Origin of the sequence: Streptomyces cathayae, assembly GCF_029760955.1 — a bacterium.
Taxonomy (GTDB): domain Bacteria; phylum Actinomycetota; class Actinomycetes; order Streptomycetales; family Streptomycetaceae; genus Streptomyces; species Streptomyces cathayae.
The window spans coordinates 5,162,298-5,180,335 of record NZ_CP121682.1; the positions used below are offsets into that span (position 1 = coordinate 5,162,298).

At 69.7% G+C, this 18,038-nt stretch carries 18 protein-coding genes, 1 pseudogene and 1 CRISPR repeat array; of the genes and pseudogenes, 9 read left to right on the forward strand and 10 right to left on the reverse strand.

Annotated features, from left to right (window positions below; genetic code table 11):
- The first annotated feature begins 7 nt into the window (after positions 1-7).
- From PYS65_RS23605 to PYS65_RS23615, 3 genes are all read left to right on the forward strand, one after another.
- Positions 8-1,297, forward strand: coding sequence for a citrate synthase (locus PYS65_RS23605; protein ID WP_279335936.1), 1,290 nt, complete (start codon positions 8-10; stop codon positions 1,295-1,297).
- A gap of 677 nt (positions 1,298-1,974) precedes the next feature.
- Entirely contained in the window at positions 1,975-2,550 is a 576-nt protein-coding gene (locus PYS65_RS23610) for an IS607 family transposase (protein WP_279335937.1), read from the forward strand.
- Complete coding sequence (locus PYS65_RS23615) at positions 2,543-4,183, forward strand: IS200/IS605 family accessory protein TnpB-related protein (protein ID WP_279335938.1); 1,641 nt, start codon at positions 2,543-2,545, stop codon at positions 4,181-4,183. Before PYS65_RS23610 ends, PYS65_RS23615 begins: the two co-directional genes overlap by 8 nt.
- 88 nt (positions 4,184-4,271) lie before the next feature.
- Here PYS65_RS23615 and PYS65_RS23620 read toward each other — a convergent pair whose 3' ends face one another.
- The gene (locus PYS65_RS23620) at positions 4,272-4,511 is read right to left on the reverse strand and encodes a heavy-metal-associated domain-containing protein (RefSeq protein WP_279335939.1); all 240 of its coding nucleotides are present in this window, start codon (positions 4,509-4,511) and stop codon (positions 4,272-4,274) included.
- Between the two features lie 261 nt (positions 4,512-4,772).
- On the opposite strand from PYS65_RS23620, the gene PYS65_RS23625 reads away from it, so the two are divergent.
- Complete coding sequence (locus PYS65_RS23625) at positions 4,773-5,816, forward strand: zinc-dependent alcohol dehydrogenase family protein (protein WP_279335940.1); 1,044 nt, start codon at positions 4,773-4,775, stop codon at positions 5,814-5,816.
- Positions 5,817-5,868: 52 nt separating this feature from the next.
- On the opposite strand, the gene PYS65_RS23630 is transcribed toward PYS65_RS23625, so the two are convergent.
- Complete coding sequence (locus tag PYS65_RS23630) at positions 5,869-6,066, reverse strand: helix-turn-helix transcriptional regulator (RefSeq protein WP_279335941.1); 198 nt, start codon at positions 6,064-6,066, stop codon at positions 5,869-5,871.
- 434 nt (positions 6,067-6,500) lie between these two features.
- Between PYS65_RS23630 and iolC the strand changes: the two genes are divergently transcribed.
- The 3 genes and pseudogenes from iolC (at position 6,501) to mmsA (ending at position 9,331) form a co-directional block, all read left to right on the forward strand.
- On the forward strand, positions 6,501-7,451 hold the full coding sequence (gene iolC / locus PYS65_RS23635) for a 5-dehydro-2-deoxygluconokinase (protein WP_279335942.1): 951 nt from the start codon (positions 6,501-6,503) through the stop codon (positions 7,449-7,451).
- A 53-nt stretch (positions 7,452-7,504) separates the two neighbouring features.
- A pseudogene (locus PYS65_RS23640) lies at positions 7,505-7,576 on the forward strand (5-deoxy-glucuronate isomerase); the annotation flags it as partial.
- A 252-nt stretch (positions 7,577-7,828) separates the two neighbouring features.
- Entirely contained in the window at positions 7,829-9,331 is a 1,503-nt protein-coding gene (gene mmsA / locus PYS65_RS23645; RefSeq protein WP_279335943.1) for a CoA-acylating methylmalonate-semialdehyde dehydrogenase, read from the forward strand.
- A 287-nt stretch (positions 9,332-9,618) separates the two neighbouring features.
- Here mmsA and PYS65_RS23650 read toward each other — a convergent pair whose 3' ends face one another.
- A complete protein-coding gene (locus PYS65_RS23650) occupies positions 9,619-9,783 on the reverse strand; it encodes a hypothetical protein (RefSeq protein WP_279335944.1) in 165 nt (54 codons plus the stop codon).
- Positions 9,784-9,824: 41 nt separating this feature from the next.
- Positions 9,825-10,058, reverse strand: a complete 234-nt coding sequence (locus PYS65_RS23655) for a hypothetical protein (protein WP_279335945.1) — start codon at positions 10,056-10,058, stop codon at positions 9,825-9,827.
- A 129-nt stretch (positions 10,059-10,187) separates the two neighbouring features.
- Here PYS65_RS23655 and PYS65_RS23660 point away from each other — a divergent pair, with 129 nt between their 5' ends.
- On the forward strand, positions 10,188-11,018 hold the full coding sequence (locus PYS65_RS23660; protein ID WP_279335946.1) for a helix-turn-helix domain-containing protein: 831 nt from the start codon (positions 10,188-10,190) through the stop codon (positions 11,016-11,018).
- Positions 11,015-11,230 carry a DUF397 domain-containing protein gene (locus PYS65_RS23665; RefSeq protein WP_279335947.1) on the forward strand — a complete coding sequence of 72 codons (216 nt, stop codon included), beginning with the start codon at positions 11,015-11,017 and terminating at the stop codon, positions 11,228-11,230. Before PYS65_RS23660 ends, PYS65_RS23665 begins: the two co-directional genes overlap by 4 nt.
- Before the next feature lie 188 nt (positions 11,231-11,418).
- Positions 11,419-11,965: a CRISPR direct-repeat array (repeat unit 37 nt; unit sequence GTTGCGATCCTCGGCCACCCCGGAGGGTGACCGCCAC).
- A 189-nt stretch (positions 11,966-12,154) separates the two neighbouring features.
- On the opposite strand, the gene cas2 is transcribed toward PYS65_RS23665, so the two are convergent.
- From cas2 to cas5c, 6 genes are all read right to left on the reverse strand, one after another.
- A complete protein-coding gene (gene cas2 / locus PYS65_RS23670) occupies positions 12,155-12,445 on the reverse strand; it encodes a CRISPR-associated endonuclease Cas2 (protein WP_279335948.1) in 291 nt (96 codons plus the stop codon).
- Positions 12,445-13,479 (reverse strand): type I-C CRISPR-associated endonuclease Cas1c, encoded by a 1,035-nt coding sequence (gene cas1c / locus PYS65_RS23675; RefSeq protein WP_279335949.1) that lies wholly within the window; start codon positions 13,477-13,479, stop codon positions 12,445-12,447. The genes cas2 and cas1c overlap by 1 nt, the downstream gene beginning before the upstream one ends.
- The gene (cas4, locus tag PYS65_RS23680; RefSeq protein ID WP_279335950.1) at positions 13,476-14,144 is read right to left on the reverse strand and encodes a CRISPR-associated protein Cas4; all 669 of its coding nucleotides are present in this window, start codon (positions 14,142-14,144) and stop codon (positions 13,476-13,478) included. Before cas4 ends, cas1c begins: the two co-directional genes overlap by 4 nt.
- On the reverse strand, positions 14,141-15,010 hold the full coding sequence (gene cas7c, locus PYS65_RS23685) for a type I-C CRISPR-associated protein Cas7/Csd2 (RefSeq protein ID WP_279335951.1): 870 nt from the start codon (positions 15,008-15,010) through the stop codon (positions 14,141-14,143). The genes cas4 and cas7c overlap by 4 nt, the downstream gene beginning before the upstream one ends.
- A gap of 116 nt (positions 15,011-15,126) precedes the next feature.
- Positions 15,127-16,914, reverse strand: coding sequence for a type I-C CRISPR-associated protein Cas8c/Csd1 (gene cas8c, locus PYS65_RS23690; protein WP_279335952.1), 1,788 nt, complete (start codon positions 16,912-16,914; stop codon positions 15,127-15,129).
- A 7-nt stretch (positions 16,915-16,921) separates the two neighbouring features.
- Positions 16,922-17,596, reverse strand: a complete 675-nt coding sequence (gene cas5c, locus PYS65_RS23695) for a type I-C CRISPR-associated protein Cas5c (protein ID WP_279335953.1) — start codon at positions 17,594-17,596, stop codon at positions 16,922-16,924.
- Between the last annotated feature and the right edge of the window lie 442 nt (positions 17,597-18,038).

The window sequence follows — 18,038 nt, forward strand, 5'->3', positions numbered from 1 at the left end:
GGAAGACGTGAGCGACAACTCTGTAGTACTGCGGTACGGCGACGGCGAGTACACCTACCCGGTGGTCGACAGCAGCGTCGGCGACAAGGGCTTCGACATCGGGAAGCTCCGCGCCCAGACCGGACTGGTGACGCTGGACAGCGGTTACGGCAACACCGCCGCATACAAATCCGCGATCACGTACCTGGACGGCGAGGGAGGCATCCTCCGTTACCGCGGGTATCCGATCGAGCAGCTGGCCGAGCGCTCCTCCTTCCTGGAGGTCGCCTACCTGCTGATCAACGGTGAGCTGCCGACCGTCGACGAACTCAGCGTGTTCAAGAACAACATCACGCAGCACACCCTGCTGCACGAGGATGTCAAGAACTTTTACAAGGGCTTCCCGCGCGACGCCCATCCGATGGCCATGCTGTCCTCGGTCGTCTCGGCGCTGTCCACGTTCTACCAGGACAGCCACAACCCGTTCGACGAGCGCCAGCGCAACCTCTCCACCACCCGGCTGCTGGCCAAGCTCCCGACCATCGCGGCCTACGCGTACAAGAAGTCGATCGGTCACCCGTTCGTCTTCCCGCGCAACGACCTCAGTTACGTCGAGAACTTCCTGCGCATGACCTTCTCGGTCCCGGCCCAGGAGTACGAGCTCGACCCGGTGGTGGTCTCCGCCCTGGACAAGCTGCTCATCCTGCACGCGGACCACGAGCAGAACTGCTCGACCTCCACGGTGCGCCTGGTCGGTTCCTCGCAGGCGAACATGTTCGCCTCGATCTCCGCCGGAATCTCCGCCCTGTGGGGCCCGCTGCACGGTGGCGCCAACCAGTCGGTCCTGGAGATGCTCGAGGGCATCCAGGCCGACGGCGGCGACGTCGACTCCTTCATCCGCAAGGTGAAGAACAAGGAGGACGGCGTCCGCCTGATGGGCTTCGGCCACCGGGTCTACAAGAACTTCGACCCCCGCGCCAAGATCATCAAGGCTGCCGCGCACGAGGTGCTGTCCGCCCTCGGCAAGTCCGACGAGCTGCTGGACATCGCGCTGAAGCTGGAGGAGCACGCGCTCTCCGACGACTACTTCGTCTCGCGCAGCCTCTACCCGAACGTCGACTTCTACACCGGTCTGATCTACCGGGCCATGGGCTTCCCGAGCGAGATGTTCACGGTCCTGTTCGCCCTCGGCCGCCTTCCGGGCTGGATCGCCCAGTGGCACGAGATGATCAAGGAGCCGGGCTCCCGCATCGGCCGCCCGCGCCAGATCTACACGGGCGTGGTGGAACGGGACTTCGTCCCGGTCGAGCAGCGCTGACCGACACCGGTCACCGGTACTACGGACGCCGGACGGCATGCCCTCGGGGGTGTGCCGTCCGGTGTTTTCGTCGGCGGGCCGGGCCGCTCCCCGGCCGCTCGGGCCGGAACCCGGGTCCCGGAAAAGCGAGAAGGCGCCCCACGCCGGTCCCCCCACGGGCCGACGTCAGGGCGCCTTCCCATGTCCCGGTGCGGATTCCCCCCACGGGATCCGGCCGGGCGTCTGTGAAGAACAGCGCCTGAATCGCTGTGCGAGCACAATGAGCAGAACGGAGCCCACGGTCCTCATGCGGTCTGCCGGGACAGCGCACGGTCGGGAGGGCCGCTCAAAGCTCTCCGATGTACGTGCCCCGGCAACGCAGTCTGGGAAAGTCCCCCAAAGACATCCCCAGATGCCAGGTCGCGCCCCCCAAGACGCTTCCCGACATCGCCAACTTAGACCTTCGAACCCCTTCGATGGTTACGTTCACTTCACTGTGATCTGCGTCTCCTGCGTATGTCCGTTACCTGCACAAGGGTCCCGTTATCGCCAATGGGACCCGAGCGTAAGGACGGTGCGTACGCCTTGTGAAGAGCTTATGTGAAAGGTCGTACCGGACTCCAGGGGTTCTCGGCTGCTGTTCCATAAAGCCGAGTGAGTGAGCGTAACCCTGCACGGGTGAGTGTCGTTGTCCGGTTGTGAATCTGACGGAGTGGGCCAGGGCGCAGGGTGTGCACCCGCAGACGGCGTACCGGTGGTTCCGTGAGGGGACGTTGCCGGTGCCTGCCCGGCGGGTGGGTCCGCGCACGATCCTGGTGAACATCGACGCTGTTGCCGTGCCCGCGGCGGTGGGCGGGCTGGGTCTGTATGCCCGGGTGTCGTCGCATGAGCAGAAGGCGGATCTGGAGCGTCAGGTGGCTCGCCTGTCACGGTGGGCGGCGCAGGCCGGTCAGCGTGTGGTGCGGGTCGAGCCGGAGGTCGGTTCGGGGTTGACTGGCCGTCGGCCGGGGGCCGGGCGGCTGCTCGCCGACCCCGAGGTGGCCACGGTGGTGGTCGAGCACCGGGACCGGCTGGGCCGGATGAACACCGAACTCGTCGAGGCCGCCCTGTCCGCGACGGGCCGCCGTCTGGTCGTCCTGGACGACGGCGGGGCCGAGGACGACCTGGTGCGGGACATGACCGAGGCGCTGACGTGGTTCTGTGCCCGCCGGTACGGGCGCAGGTCGGCGAAGAGCCGTGCCCGCAAGGCGCTGGAGGCCGCCGGGCATGGCTGAGCCGAAGAAGAAGCCGCTCAGGGCCATCAAGGCGCCGTTCGTCGCCGACGGACCCACCGGCGTCAGCATCCGCACCCGTCTCAAGGGCCTCACGCCCGGGGACGACAAGGTGTTGCGCCTGGTCGGCGCGCACCTGGGCTCGCTGGCCTCCGCTGATCTCAAGCGCAGGTGTGCTGACAGCCTGGAGCACTCCGCCGACACGTGGGTCGAGCGCAAGCGTGCCCTGACCGCCGATTCCTCGTCCCGTTGGGCCGGTTCGATCACCAAGGCGTCGCACGATCAGTGGGCGCTGTCCCGTCGTGCTCAGCTCGCGCACATCCAGGGGCTGGAAGCGGGCGTCGAGACGATTGCTCACCGGCTGTCCCTGCCCGTGGGTGAGAGGGGATCCAAGCGGGCGCCGGGCGGCTACCGCACCCGGCGGGAGTGGTTCGCCAAGACCCGGCGCCTGCATGTGCTGGAGGACCGGCTGGAACGCGAGCGGTCCGATCGTGCGGCCGGTGTCGTGCACGTGGTGCGGGGCGGGAAGCGGCTGGCCCGCAACCGGCACCATCTGGAAGCCGCCCGGCTCACCGCCGGGCAGTGGCGGCAGCGCTGGGAGGCCGAACGCTGGTTCCTGCAGGCAGACGGGGAGTCGGGCAAGCCCTGCGGGAACGAGACCATCCGCGTCAGCCCCGACGGCGGGGCCGGCATCAAGCTCCCGGCCCCGCTGGCGCACCTGGCCAACGCGCCGCACGGCCGGTACGTCCTCACCGGCCGGATCGACTTCCGGCACCGGGGCCAGGAGTGGGCCGACCGCGTGTCCGCGAACCGGGCGGTGGCCTACCGCATCCACTACGACGTGGACCGTGACCGCTGGTGCCTCACGGCCTCCTGGACGATCCCCCCGGTCCAGACCGTTCCCCTGGTGCAGGCCCGCTCGGGTGGTCTGATCGGCGTGGACACCAACGCCGACCACCTCGCCGCCTGGCGGCTGGACGAGCACGGCAACCCGATGGGTGAGCCCCGCCGCTTCCGCTACGACCTCGACGGCACCGCCCAGCACCGGGACGCCCAGGTGCGGCACGCCCTCACCCGACTGCTGCACTGGGCTCGACGCGAAGGCGTCGCCATCGCGGTCGAGGACCTGGACTTCGGCGCGGAGAAGACGCGAGAGAAGCACGGCCGCAAAAAGCGGTTCCGCAGGCTCATCAGCGGCATGCCCGTCGCCAGGCTGCGGGCACGGCTGGTGTCGATGGCGGCCGAACTCGGCATCGCCGTCGTCGTCGTCGACCCCGCCTACACCTCTCGCTGGGGAGCCGAGCACTGGCAGAAGCCCCTCACCTCGAAGAACCGCAGGACCACCCGTCACGACGCCGCCGGCGTCGCGATCGGAAGGCGCGCCCTCGGGCACCGTGTCCGGCGACGGACGGCACCGCCCCCACACGACCGGAGTGATCGTGTGGGGCATCGGACCGCCCAGGCCGGACACCGTGCCCGGGGGCGTGAGGGACCCCGCCCCCGCGTTCCCGGACCACGGACACGATCCGTGTCGCCGGACGCGGAGCGAACGCGGGCGACCAGGACACCCAACACCGTTCGGGAGGTCCGCAGTGAGCAGGAATGGGTCCAGGACTCACTCCTGCTCACTGACTAGGAACGGTTCATCAGGTCGAGATCTCAATGAAACGCCCTTCGGCGGCGGGTCGGCCGGTGCGGCGGAGGCCGGCCGGGGCACCGTGTCCTCAGGCCTTGCCCGCCAGTTCGAAACCGGCCTCGTCGACGGCGGCGCGGACGGCCTCCTCGTCGAGCGGGGCCGCGGAGACGACGGTGACCACGCCGGTGGCGGCGACGGCCTTCACCGAGGAGACCCCGGGGATCCCGGAGAGCTCGCCGGAGACGGCGCCCTCGCAGTGGCCGCAGCTCATGCCGCTCACCTTGTAGACGGTGGTGACGGAACCCTGGGTGTCGGTCTGGGCGGTCATTGGTTACTCCCTCGTCGAGACGTACGGGGTTGAGGGGGCCCGCGGGGGCCACGCGTTCCAGACTATACCCCTAGGGGGTATGAATCCAGGATCGTCGGGACTCTCCCGGATCAAGGAGCCGACCGCGACAGGACGGGGGTCCGCGGATAGCGTTCCGCCGCAAACGGTGATCGCCGGGAAGGGGCGGGGAGGCACCGGGGTGCGCGTACGGCACTCCGCGCCGGCCCCGCGCCACCGGCGCGGACGGAAGGCGGGCCGGTCATGCGCGCGGTGGTGTTCGAGCGGTACGGGGAACCGGCCGAGGTGCGGGAGGTCGCGGACCCGGAACCCGCGGAGCACGGGGTCGTGGTGCGGGTCGAGGCCACCGGCCTGTGCCGCAGCGACTGGCACGGCTGGCAGGGCCACGACCCGGACATCACGCTGCCGCACGTGCCCGGCCACGAACTGGCCGGCGTCGTCGAGGCGGTCGGCGCGCGGGTCACCGGCCGGAGGGTCGGCGACCGGGTCACCGTCCCCTTCGTCTGCGCCTGCGGCAGCTGCCCGGCCTGCGCGGCCGGGGACCAGCAGGTGTGCGAGCGGCAGACCCAGCCCGGCTTCACCCACTGGGGCTCGTTCGCCCAGTACGTGGCCCTGGACCACGCCGACGTGAACCTGGTCGACGTCCCCGAGGGCATGTCCTTCGCGACGGCCGCCTCCCTGGGCTGCCGTTTCGCCACGGCCTACCGGGCGGTGGTGCAGCAGGGCCGGGTGGCGGCGGGGGAGTCCGTCGCGGTGCACGGCTGCGGCGGGGTGGGCCTGTCCGCCGTGATGATCGCGGCGGCCGCGGGCGCCCGGGTCGTCGCCGTCGACGTGTCCCCCCGGGCCCTGGACCTGGCCCGGAGGTTCGGCGCGGCCCAGTGCGTGGACGGATCCGGGACGCAGGACACCGCGGCCGCGGTCCGCGACCTCACCGGCGGGGGCGCCCACCTCTCCCTGGACGCCCTGGGCTCACCCGCCACCTGCGCCGCCTCCGTGAACGGCCTGCGCCGCCGGGGCCGACACGTCCAGGTCGGCCTGCTGCCCTCACCGACGGGCACGACCCCGGTGCCGATGGCCCGGGCCGTCGCCCTGGAGCTGGAACTCCTCGGCAGCCACGGCATGGCCGCACACGCCTACCCCCCGATGCTGGAGCTGGTCCGGGCGGGCGTCCTGCGCCCCGACCTGCTGGTGACACGCACCATCGGCCTGGACGCCGTCCCGTCGGCCCTGGCGGCGATGGGCACGGCACCGGGCGCGGGCGCGACGGTCATCGAGCCCTGGAGGTGAGCACCGCCCGCGTCCGCCCGGGGCCGGACGCGGGCGGTGCCGTACGGATCGGCTAGTCCCGGCGGCCCCGGTTGCCGGGCCGGGCCGCCACCCAGCGGCGCACCGTGTCCGCGTACCAGTACGGTTTGCCGCTCTCCACGTGGTCGGGCGGGGGCAGCAGACCGTGCTTGCGGTAGGAGCGTACGGTGTCCGGCTGCACCTTGATGTGCGCCGCGATGTCCTTGTACGACCACAGACGTCGGTCGGTCATGCGTCGTTCCTCCCCGCGAGCACCACGGAGGCGGCCAGGGGGCGGCCGTCAGGGGGAGCCGGGTGCTGCGCTGGCGATCACCCAGCGTTCTGCCCGGTCAACGACGCGTTACGGGACGGGTGGGCGGCTGTGTGCGGGACGTGACGGAAGAACCGCCTGTGCGGGACATCTGTGACAGGGGCGGGGTGTTTGTGACACAAGTGGCACAAAGGCCCTCGCCGGTCCGTCGGCGGGGCGGGTTGATCCGTCCGGGGTGTTCCGGACGAACCGGACGGGTCCGTGGAGGCCCCGTCGAGATCTGGTCCGTATGTCTGGACAAAACATTGACAGGGCTTCGCCGCACGACTAGAAACCGGGGGAGAGCCGTACCAGGACGCCCCGGGAGCACCGGACACCGCGACACGGCGACACGGCACGAAGGGAACGCGATCGCGATGGCGTACGACCTGATCACCATGGGCCGCATCGGAGTGGACCTCTACCCGCTCCAGACCGGTGTCCCGCTTCCGCAGGTCACCTCCTTCGGCAAGTTCCTCGGCGGCTCGGCGACGAACGTCGCGGTCGCCGCCGCCCGCCTCGGACGGCACACGGCGGTGATCAGCCGCACCGGCGACGACCCCTTCGGCACCTACCTCCACCAGGAGCTGCGCGGCTTCGGCGTGGACGACCGCTGGGTCACCGCGGTCCCCGGGCTGCCCACCCCGGTCACCTTCTGCGAGGTGTTCCCGCCGGACGACTTCCCGCTGTACTTCTACCGCCTGCCCAAGGCCCCCGACCTGGAGATCGACGCCCACGAACTCGACCTGGACGCCATCCGTGACGCGCGCGTCTTCTGGGTCACCGGCACCGGACTGAGCGAGGAGCCCAGCCGCACCGCGACCCTCGGCGCGCTCGCCCACCGGGCCAAGGCCGGCACCACCGTCTTCGACCTGGACTGGCGCCCGATGTTCTGGCCCGACCCCGACCAGGCCCGCCCCTTCTACCAGGAGGCCCTGCGCCACACCACCGTCGCCGTGGGCAACCTGGACGAGGTGGAGGTCGCCACCGGCGTCCGCGAACCCCACGCCGCCGCCCGCGCACTGCTGGCCGCCGGCGTCGAACTCGCCGTGGTCAAGCAGGGACCGAAGGGCGTCCTCGCGGTCAGCGCCACGGGCGAGAGCGCCGAGGTCCCGCCGCTCCCGGTGAACGTCCTCAACGGCCTCGGCGCCGGCGACGCCTTCGGCGGCTCCCTCTGCCACGGCCTGCTCGCCGGCTGGAGCCTGGAGCGGACCATGAGATACGCCAACGCCGCCGGAGCCATCGTCGCCTCCCGGCTCGAGTGCTCCTCCGCGATGCCCACCGAGGACGAGATCGAGGCGGCGGTCACCGCGGGGGCCGTGCGATGACCTACGTGCACTTCGGCCGGGCGCGTTCCGGCCGCACCCCGGGGCACCGCTGACGGCCGGCCCCGGCACCGATCGCCTCCGGCGCGGGAGGCCGCTTTGCTTTGGCAGGAGCGAAGTGCGTGCGATGACTCCCCGCCCGCTACGGCCCCGCGCCGGAGGTCCCCGGCCCCGAACCCACCGGGGCTCACCCGTCCCCACCCACCCGGATTTCCCCCGCCCCACCCACCCCGATCTCCCCCGGCCCGAGTGTCCACGGGGAGACCGGAACGCCCGACAGTGTGTCGGGCGCGCCACGCGCCCGATGCTGATGGGATGAACCTGATGAATCCATGGCACGTGAAGAACCGACGCCGCCCTCTGTGAAGGAGTACTGGGTCATGACGAAGATCGTCAACCACTGGATCGGCGGCAAGACCGCCGAAGGCACGTCGGGCACGTACGGGCCGGTGACCGACCCGGCGACCGGCGAGATCACCACGAAGGTCGCGTTCGCCTCCGTGGAGGAGGTGGACGCCGCGGTCGCCGCCGCCCAGGAGGCGTACCTGACCTGGGGGCGGTCCTCCCTGGCCAAGCGGACCTCCGTCCTCTTCGCCTTCCGGGCGCTGCTGGACGCGCACCGCGACGAGATCGCCGAACTGATCACCGCCGAGCACGGCAAGGTGCACTCCGACGCGCTCGGCGAGGTCGCGCGCGGACTGGAGATCGTCGACCTGGCCTGCGGGATCAGCGTGCAGCTCAAGGGAGAGCTGTCCACGGAGGTCGCCACCCGGGTCGACGTCGCCTCGATCCGCCAGCCGCTGGGCGTCGTGGCGGGCATCACCCCGTTCAACTTCCCGGCGATGGTGCCGCTGTGGATGTTCCCGCTGGCCATCGCCTGCGGCAACACCTTCGTGCTGAAGCCGTCCGAGAAGGACCCGTCGGCCGCCGTCCGCCTCGCCGAACTGCTCTCGGAGGCCGGGCTGCCGGACGGCGTCTTCAACGTCGTCCACGGCGACAAGCTCGCCGTCGACCGCCTCCTCGCCCACCCCGACGTCAAGGCCGTCTCCTTCGTCGGCTCCACCCCCATCGCCCGTTACATCCACACCACCGCCTCGGCGAACGGCAAGCGCGTCCAGGCCCTGGGCGGCGCCAAGAACCACATGCTGGTGCTGCCCGACGCCGACCTGGACGCGGCGGCCGACGCCGCCGTCTCCGCCGCCTACGGCTCGGCGGGGGAGCGCTGTATGGCGATCTCCGCGGTCGTCGCCGTCGGCGCGATCGGCGACACCCTGGTGGAGAAGATCCGCGAGCGCGCCGAGAAGATCAGGATCGGTCCCGGCAACGACCCGGCCTCCGAGATGGGCCCGCTGATCACCAGGGCCCACCGCGACAAGGTCGCCTCCTACGTGGCGGACGCGGCGGGCGAGGGCGCCGAGGTCGTCCTGGACGGCACCGGCCACACCGTCGAGGGCCACGAGGGCGGCCACTGGATCGGCATCTCCCTGCTGGACAAGGTGCCCACGTCCGCGAAGGCCTACCAGGACGAGATCTTCGGCCCGGTGCTGTGCGTGCTGCGCACCGAGACGTACGAGGAGGCCCTGGACCTCATCAACTCCTCGCCGTACGGCAACGGGACCGCGATCTTCACCCGGGACGGCGGCGCCGCCCGCCGCTTCCAGCTGGAGGTCGAGGCCGGCATGGTCGGCGTGAACGTCCCGATCCCGGTCCCCGTCGGCTACCACTCCTTCGGCGGCTGGAAGGACTCCCTCTTCGGCGACCACCACATCTACGGCAACGACGGCACGCACTTCTACACCCGCGGCAAGGTCGTCACCACCCGCTGGCCCGACCCCTCCGACGCCCCCACCGGCATCGACCTGGGCTTCCCCCGCAACCACTGACGGCGCGGACCGTCATCCCGGCCGGCCGGGACCGTGCTCACCCCCACGGTCCCGGCCGACCGGGCGCAGCCGCTCCGGGGGCACGGTCCACTCCCGGCCCCCGCCGACGGGACGCACGAACGCGGTCGGTCGCGGGCGCTGATCCCCTCGCCAGGGAGGCACGTACGCGGTGACGTCCTGGAGGATCCCCACGCGCCCGGATTCCGGGTCCTCCACCAGGCTGCCGCGCGGGAGGCTTTCCGTTCCCCGAGGCGGTGCGAGCCAGTCCACGTCCGACTGCCGTCCGGTCACCGCAGGCCGTCCCGGTGGCTGCTCCAGTGGTTGAGCTCCCGGAGCCGCTCGCTCAGCGTTCGCCCGCCTCCCCGCGGCGCGGACTCCGGCGGCGGCTCGTCCCGGCCTTCCTCGGCCGCGCACACCAGGCCGTTCCTCAGGCAGACCAGTAACCGCAGCATCAGGCTCCGCTCGTCAGCCGTGAGCGGCTCCGTCCCCCCGCTCACAGTGCCGTTCCGGCTGCCCGTAGAACGGCCGCGAGCCTACGAGCGGTCTCCAGGTTGCAGCGCCCGAGGTCAATGAGCGGGACGGCATGGCATGCCGCGACCGTGGGAACGTCCAGTGCCAGTGAGGGCAGTGTGACCCCGACACCGGCCAGCGCCACCCCCAACTCCTCCCGCACGGCCTCCGCCTGCTGAATTCCGTCCATCACCGCTTCGAGTTCCTTGTCCGTCATTTACCTGCTCCGGTCGTTCGTCACGTGTTGCACTCGAAGCATCACGCTGAGCAGGTGACGCGGCCAGGGCCGACGCGTTGCCGCTCCGCGAGGCAGCGGACGCGGTACGAGGGGCAGGGGAGTTGGCCGATGAACGTACGGCCGGAGCGGCAGGACAGCAACGAGGACTCCGCGCGGGGCGCGCTCGGCAGCACCCTGCGCTACCTCCGCGAGAAGGCGGGCAAGTCGCTGAGCCAGCTCGCCGAGGACACCAACTACGACAAGAGCTACCTGTACCGGCTGGAAGCCGCCGAACGCATCTCCAAGCGACCGGTGATGGAGGACCTGGACACGTACTACGAGACCGGGGACCTGCTGGTTCGGCTGTGGAAGCTGGCGCGGATGGAGGTGTTCAAGGACCAGTACAAGGCGTTCATGCGGCTGGAGGCCACGGCCAACGTGATGCACATGTACACCCCTGGCGTTCCTGGTCTGCTTCAGACGGAGGCGTACGCCAGGGTTGTGCTGTCGCTATGGCAGGTGCAGCCAGATGAAGAGGCATTGGAGGAACAGGTTGTCGCGCGTATCGGGCGTCAGGAGTTGCTTCACCGAAAGCCCAAACCTGTCATCCGAGTGATCATCGATGAAGCGGCACTGCGGCGCACTGTGGCCGACCCCAAGATTTGGGACGACCAGTTGCTCCACCTCGTCTACTCGGCAGCCCAGCCCACGATCACCATCCAGGTACTGCCGTTCAGCGCAGGGGTTCACCCGCTCAACAGGGGCTCACTCCACCTGTTGTGGCAACCTGACGGAACCTCTGTTGCCTACTTGGAAGGCAACACGTCCGGTGAACTGCTCGAAGAATCTGACGATATCCATAAGTTCCGTTTGGCCTACGATCGGGTGCGAGATGTGGCGTTGACGCCACAGGACTCGGTGATGTTCATCGAGCGCGTCCTGGAGGAGCTCCGATCATGAGCCGTACAACCGATCTTGGTGCCGTTAACTGGCGCAAGTCGAGCTACAGCGACGGAGGAGCAGACAACTGCGTCGAGGTTGCCCATGGCCTCCCCGCCGTTGTCCCCGTCCGAGACAGCAAGACCCCGCACGGCCCGGTCCTCAGCTTCCCCACCACCGCCTGGACCGCCTTCCTCAGCACCCTCAAGGGGCCCGGTCACCCGACTGCCTGATGCGTAGCCACTGACTTATGGAACAGTCCTGCGTCGGCGGGGAAGACGCGCCCCTCAGCCAACCACGGAGAGTGACCGCCACTGCAGACCAGGGCGGACGGTGAGTTGGGTCTGGAGTTGCGTTCCTCGGCCTCCCGGAGGGTGATCGCCACCGCATGATCGAGTGGGAGGCGGATCGGCCCCGGTGGGTTGCGATCCTCGGCCACCCCGGAGGGTGACCGCCACTCTGGATGTCGACGCAGGGGGTGTCGTCATACGGTCCGTTGCGATCCTCGGCCACCCCGGAGGGTGACCGCCACAGGATCACTGCCGCGAGTCCGCCGCCCATCCACTTGTTGCGATCCTCGGCCACCCCGGAGGGTGACCGCCACACCCGTGAGGCAGTCCGGGGTAGACCGGCTCCTGGTTGCGATCCTCGGCCACCCCGGAGGGTGACCGCCACGGCCAACGGCGCGATCATCTACAACGTCGGCAAGGAGTTGCGATCCTCGGCCACCCCGGAGGGTGACCGCCACGTCGACGCCCTTGGACGCGGCACCCTTCACCCAGTCGTTGCGATCCTCGGCCACCCCGGAGGGTGACCGCCACTGGCGGGGCTGTCCACGAGCGTGCTGGCCCTCGCCGGGTTGCGATCCTCGGCCACCCCGGAGGGTGACCGCCACGTCGACCTCGTTGCCTGTGCCCTCAAGGGTGAAGTAGTTGCGATCCTCGGCCACCCCGGAGGGTGACCGCCACGCTGCCTGAGCAGCGGAAACAGCGTACTGCTCGCTGCGGTGCGGGTGAGTAGCGGGTGACAGAGCTGCCCAATGCGGACATTCGGCTTCGGTGCGATCCGCGTGTCGTGTGTGCGCTTCCGGTTCCGAAGCGGGCGTGCGGGAGGAAAACGCATCCGTCTGTCGGCCGGGCAGCGGACAACATGGTTCGTCAGAGTACGAGGTCTTCACGGTGGGGCTGGATCTGGGCGATGCCGAGGGTCTGGACGTGGTTGAAGCCGTCGGTGGGAAGCCGGTACAGCCGGATGCTGTCGGTGTCGGAGTCGATGATCTGGTCGAGGTCGTGGAGCAGTTTGAGGAGCGTCTTCTCGTCGGCGACGATCTCGAAGACGGATTTCTGGACTCGCAGGCCGTGGCCTTCGCAGTGTTTCGCGACGCGGCGAAGGCGGCGTCGGCCGGCTGGGCTGGTGGTGTCGACGTCGTAGGTGAGCAGCAGGTCCATCAGGAGGCCGTCCAGGGGAGGTAGCCGGGGAGTTCGCCTCTCAGGTGGCGGGCGAGGATGCGAGCCTGGACGACCGGGAGGAGGCCAGCGGGTACCTCCCGGCCGGCGATGGGATGCTCCCAGGTCTGGGTCTTCCATTCCTGCCAGGCTCCGATCAGTTCTTTGCGGCCGTCCTCGGTGAGGCTCACGGCGCCGCCGCTGAGATGGTCGAAGTGGCTGGCCCGCAGTTGCCGGCGGTTGAACTGGGTGAGGACGAAGCGGTCGGCGAGAACGGGGCGGAATTCCTCCATCAGGTCCAGCGCGAGGGCCGGTTTGCCGGGACGGAGGCCGTGGAGGAACCCGAGGTACGGGTCGAGGCCGACCTGTTCGAGGGCTCCGTGGACAAGGCTGCGGAGGAGGCCGTAGGTGAAGGAGAGCGCCGCGTTGACGGGGTCGGTGGGCGGACGCCGGTTGCGGTGGGTGAAGGGCGGTAGGTCGGTGGCGGTACTCAGGATGTGAGGGAGGGCAGCGAAGTAGTTGCGGGCTGCCTGGCCTTCTATGCCCATGACGACATCGATGGACTCCGCAGCGCTGAGCTTGTCGATAGCCGCGGCGAGATCTTCTGCGGCCTTGCGGGCGTGTTCGCGGCGTGCGGGTGCGGCGTCACGGGCGGCTCGTAGCAGGATCCACCGACTGTTGCGGATCTTGCCGGCCACGAGGTTCCGGGCGATGCCGAGGCGTGCGCCGGTGTCGTCATGGCGTTGGTGCTGCGCGTGCCGGAGAAGGACGTTGCTGCGGGCGGCGCCGTCGAGGCGGGCCAGGTAGCGGCCGCCTCTGCTCATCCAGGTGACGGGCCGCTTGTCCTGCGCGCAGCGGGTGATGAGTTCTGTGGAGAGATTGATGTGGCCGTAGACGACGATGCCGTCGAGCCGTCGCAGGGGCAGTGTGCGGCGTCCGGGGGTGTCGGGGAGGTGGATGCGGAGGGTGTCCTGTTCCAGCCGCAGGTCGGTGCCCTGGGTCTGGACGTAGAGGGTGTTGAGGAGTTCGGTGGTCACTCGTCGATGTCCTGGGTGTCGTCGAGGAGGTACAGGTCGTGCAGGGCCTGCTGGTAGCGGTGGGTGCCTGCGAGGAGTTTGGGCATGCAGTCGGTGGCCATGGAGCAGCGGCGGCAGCGGCTGTCGGCGACGGGGGGCGGGAGTGTGTGGTTGTGGCTCAGGAGGTTGCGGACGGCGTTCGTCGCATCGAGGACGCGGGTGCGGAGGGCTTCGTTGACGGTGACGATGTGGCGTCGCCGGTCGGTGCCGGAGTAGATGGCCGCTGTGGTGACCGGTTGCTTGAACATGTACTCGAGGCACATGGCTTGGGCGGCGACCTGGACGTCAGCGGGGCCGCCGGGGTGGTAGCGGCCCGATTTGTGCTCGACGGGGAGGACGGTGCCGTCCGCATGCAGTTCGACGGTGTCGCAGATTCCGGTCAGTCCATGGCCGTCGTGCCAGACGGGCAGGGCATGGAGAGTACGCACGGTGCCGCGGCCGCGGTTGCCGGGGGTGTCGACGCGCTGGTGGAGGAGGGTGCCGCGCACGGTGGCCGCATCGTCGGCGAAAGAGTCCTCGAGGAGGATCAGACCGCACTGGCGCGGACAGTAGGTGTAGTGCTCCAGGGCGGAGAGGGGGACTTGGGCCTGCTCTGCCTCTCCGCCCTGACGGGATGCGACGGTCATCCGATCAGAGTGGTGAGAGAAACGCCCTCGGGCAGGTCGGCCTCGTGGACGTCCACCTGGTAGTCGCTGAAGGCGCGGGCGGTGGCGTCGCCGGGCCCCTTGACGGTGACGCGGTCGAGGAGCTGGCGGGCGGGTGCCCTGCCGAACTTGTCGTCGTGGGTGAAGACATACAGGCCTCGAAGGTTCAACTCGCCGCGGGCCGCGGCACGGTCATGGTCGAACATGAGAGTGAAGGCGCGCCAGAACATGGCGAGGTCGTCGCAGGTGACGCCGGTGCGGCCGGCAAGGGGGGCGCTGAAGTGGCCTTCGCCGCGGTAGAGGCCGTAGGGGACGATGTGCTTGGAGCCCATCTCGGTGGTCTTCTTCTCGAGGTCCTCGCTCTTGGTGGGGGTGACGCGGGTGATGCCGAACTCGAAGGGGGTGATCGGGTCCACCGAGCGGGAGAAGGTGAGCTGGATCGGGCCGCGGACGCGGCCGGCCTGGCGGTTCTTCTGCCCGGTCGTCATGACGGCGCCGAACATGCGTACGTCGAAGAAGGTCCGGCACATCCACTGCTGCGCGTCGAGCTGGCTGGCCTCGGAGCCGACGGCGTCGGCCGCGTAGGCGCGTTCGTGCTGGCTGTTGAGGGCGACGCCGGCCTCGACGTAGATGTCGTAGCCGGGCTTGTTCTCCTCCTCGTTGAGGAGGGCTACGGTGTTGCGGATCTTCCTCTTGAGGGCGACGTCGGTGATCAGGCCCTGTCCGGAGACGGGGTCGGTGCGGGGCATTCCGCCGGCGTCCGGGTCACCGTTGGGGTTGCTGTCGCGGGCTTCGAGAAGGAAGACGAAGTCCATCTTGCGGTTCGGGTCGAGGTGCGGGTTGGTCATGGCGTTCTCCTGGGTACGAGCTGAGGTTTTCCGGACCGCGGCCGGTCGCTGGTGCGGTAGGGGCCAGGGCGGAGAGGAGTGGGGGCGCGTGAGGCGCAGTGCCTTGGGCGGGACTGCTACGCGGGCTCGCTAGCAGCCCCGTTGGTGGCCTGGTCCTTGTTCTTCTTGTGCGCGGCCTTGGCTGCGAAGTCCGCGGCGCGCTGCTGCTCGTAGCCGAGGACGAACTTGGCCTGCTGCTCGGTGGTGAGGAGCAGGGGAATACCGTCGTGGGGGTCGAAGGCGGCGAACGCCTCGGCCAGCCTCCTGCTGAGCGCGGTGTAGGCGGCCCCGTTGTCGCGGCGCAGCCGCTTGAGGTGGGCGTTGGCGCCCAGACGCAGGTTCTTGAACACGGCGGCCGGCGCGGTCATGGCGGTGCCGAAGAACTTGTCGCCGATGGTGGCCTTCACGTCCGGCAGCGCCGCGTACTGGATGGCTTCGAGGATGGCGAAGACGCGCCCGCACAGGTAGCCGGGGTCGAGCTGGGTGGAATCGAGGCGGTCGGCGGGGGCGGTCACCTGGTGGTCCTTCCGGTTCGGGTGGAGCGCGAGCCGTAGCAGGGCGATGCGCGGGGGGTCGACGCGCCGGTCCGCGCGGATGCGCTGCAGGAGGTGGGGCAGGAGGCGTGCGGGTACCGGCCCGCGGGTCAGGGCAGCGTGGAGAAGTTCTTGCTCCAGGCCCTTGGGGGCACTGCCGGAGACGTACTTGTTCGCCTTGGCGTCCCAGCGGCCTGCGGCGAGGGCGAGGCGCCACAGCGGGAAGTAGCGGTAGCTCTGGTTCCAGCCGTCGTAGACACGGTGATGTTCGAACCAGGCGCCGAGGTGGTTGCGGAGCCGTCCGACCGGAATGTCCAGCCAGTCGAGGACGACGGCCCGGGCGTTGTTAAGGCCCAGGGTCAGCGAGTAGTAGGCGTTGGGGTCGATCCGCTCGGCGGTGGCCGGGTCGGGGTGCTCGTGCAGCGAGGTAAGGAGCCGGGCCACCGCGGCGTCGGTGGCGGTGTCCAGCGTGCCGAAGAGGTCGTCGACCGGTTCTCGCGTCCACCACACGGTGACCGAGTCGGTGGCGCGTCGGCGGTTCGTGTCGCTGGCGAGCAGCAGGTTCAAAGCGGCCATGGCCCGTCCGCCGCACCGCTCGCACACGGGCGTGTTGACCAGCTGCAGGGCGCCGCCCCGTCCCTGTGCGGAGGCGTTGATGCTGACGAGCTGGGCGTCGCGGCCCCGGCCTCCCGTAGGAATGGCACCCGACTTGATGCTCTCGGGGATGGTGCTGAGCAGTTCGCCGTCCTTGCCGCAGACCAGGCACAGACCGGCGGCGTTCTTTCCGGACTTCCGGGACCGCACGCCGGCCGCCCACGCCTGACGCACGCTGGGCAGCAGGTGCAGCCAGGTGTTGTCGTGCGCCATCAGAGCGATGTTGTCGGCGGCCGTCATCTCCTCCGGCACCTCGAGCCCGTGCAGGACACCCGTGGTGACGAACGTCCGCACCGCCTCGGCGTAGGGGTCGTCCGGTGCCGCGTTTGCCCAGGCCAGCAGGAAATCCGCGTACGCATCGCGGCGGCGCCGGCCCTCCGCGACGGCACGCTCGGTCACCGGCTTGCCCGGGGCCTGCTTGGGCAGGGCGAGGACGTACTGGGCCGTGTCCACCATCAGATACGGCGGCGGCATCGTCCCGGACCGGTAGGCGTACGGGGCGGTCGTCTCCAGCGGCTTCTCGCCCTTGGCCGAACGCCGGTCCACGAAGCCGGCCGCGGTTCCGTCCGCGTTGAGCTGCAGGATCCACTGGATCCGCTTGGGCCGGTAGTACGGCGGCGGCAGCTCGTCGTCCGCCTCGGCTCGCGCCGCGTACTCGGTCAGACGGTGCAGGAGCATCCCGTACTCACCGCCCCATACCGGAGCCGTCGGCACGCCACGCGGACGAGACCGGCATCGCAACCGCGTCCGCCCCCAGCGGGGCGACCGGCACCGACATCACCCCCTGGTGCAGCTGCGCATGGAACCAGCGGTACTGCTCCCCACCGGAGGCGGGATAGACGATGGAGTGCAGCATGACACCGAGATCCTCGTCCCGGCCGATCGGCTGGGCGTCCGTCTGCGGCCCGAAGAAGGCGCTGAACTCCCGACAGCCGAGATAGGGCTCGGCGAAGCAGGCGCCCTTGTCGACGCGCCGGCGGAGCTGATCGCGGTACTTCTGCTCGGGCACATCCGCGGCGTGCGGAGCACGCAGGATCTGCGCGCGGATCCGGTAGTGCACATCGCGCAGCAGCATGCTGTTGCGCTGATCGCGGTCGGTCTCGACGTCGTAGCGGCGCCCGGGGTCCTTGCGCAGCGCGGCGACCTCCGTGGCGCTGACCACGGACTTCACCTCATTACGCCGGACCTGCGTCCACTCGATCGGCTTCAGCACCTCGATCGCCGTGATGACGTACGCCATCTCCGGCTTCCAGAAGATCGCCTCCAGCACCCCCACCGCGGCCGACGGCGTCATCACCGGGTACGAGACCCGCTCCACCTTCAGCTCGGGCCGGGTGAAGCAGGCTAGTGGCCCGGACACCTCCACCACCAGATCGGGAAACGTCCATCCCCCATTGCCTCGGCGGCCGGCCGAGGCAGGGGCCGCGCGTACGGCCATGCAGAAACCCCCCAAGTTGCTCACTCGACCCCCGAGTCGGTGGAGGAGTCGTAGTGACGGCGAAGAATAAGGACTCACACTGACAACGGCCCCTCACCAGCGGCTTTATCAGCGTCTTTCAACGGAACGCTGATACCGGCCGGCGCACTGAAGGCAGAGGAGCGCGAGGACCTCCCCGGGAGGGAGGCCTTCCCGCCGGCGCCGCATGCGCCTTCTGGGAGGGCCTCCCGCAGAGGCTGCGTCAGTCGATCACGAGCCAGAGCCTGAGCCTGGGCCTCGTAATCAAAACCAAAACGACGACGAGAATGAAAATCCCAACGGTCAAAGGAGCCGCATCTTTTACTGAATCAATCTGCACTGTTCT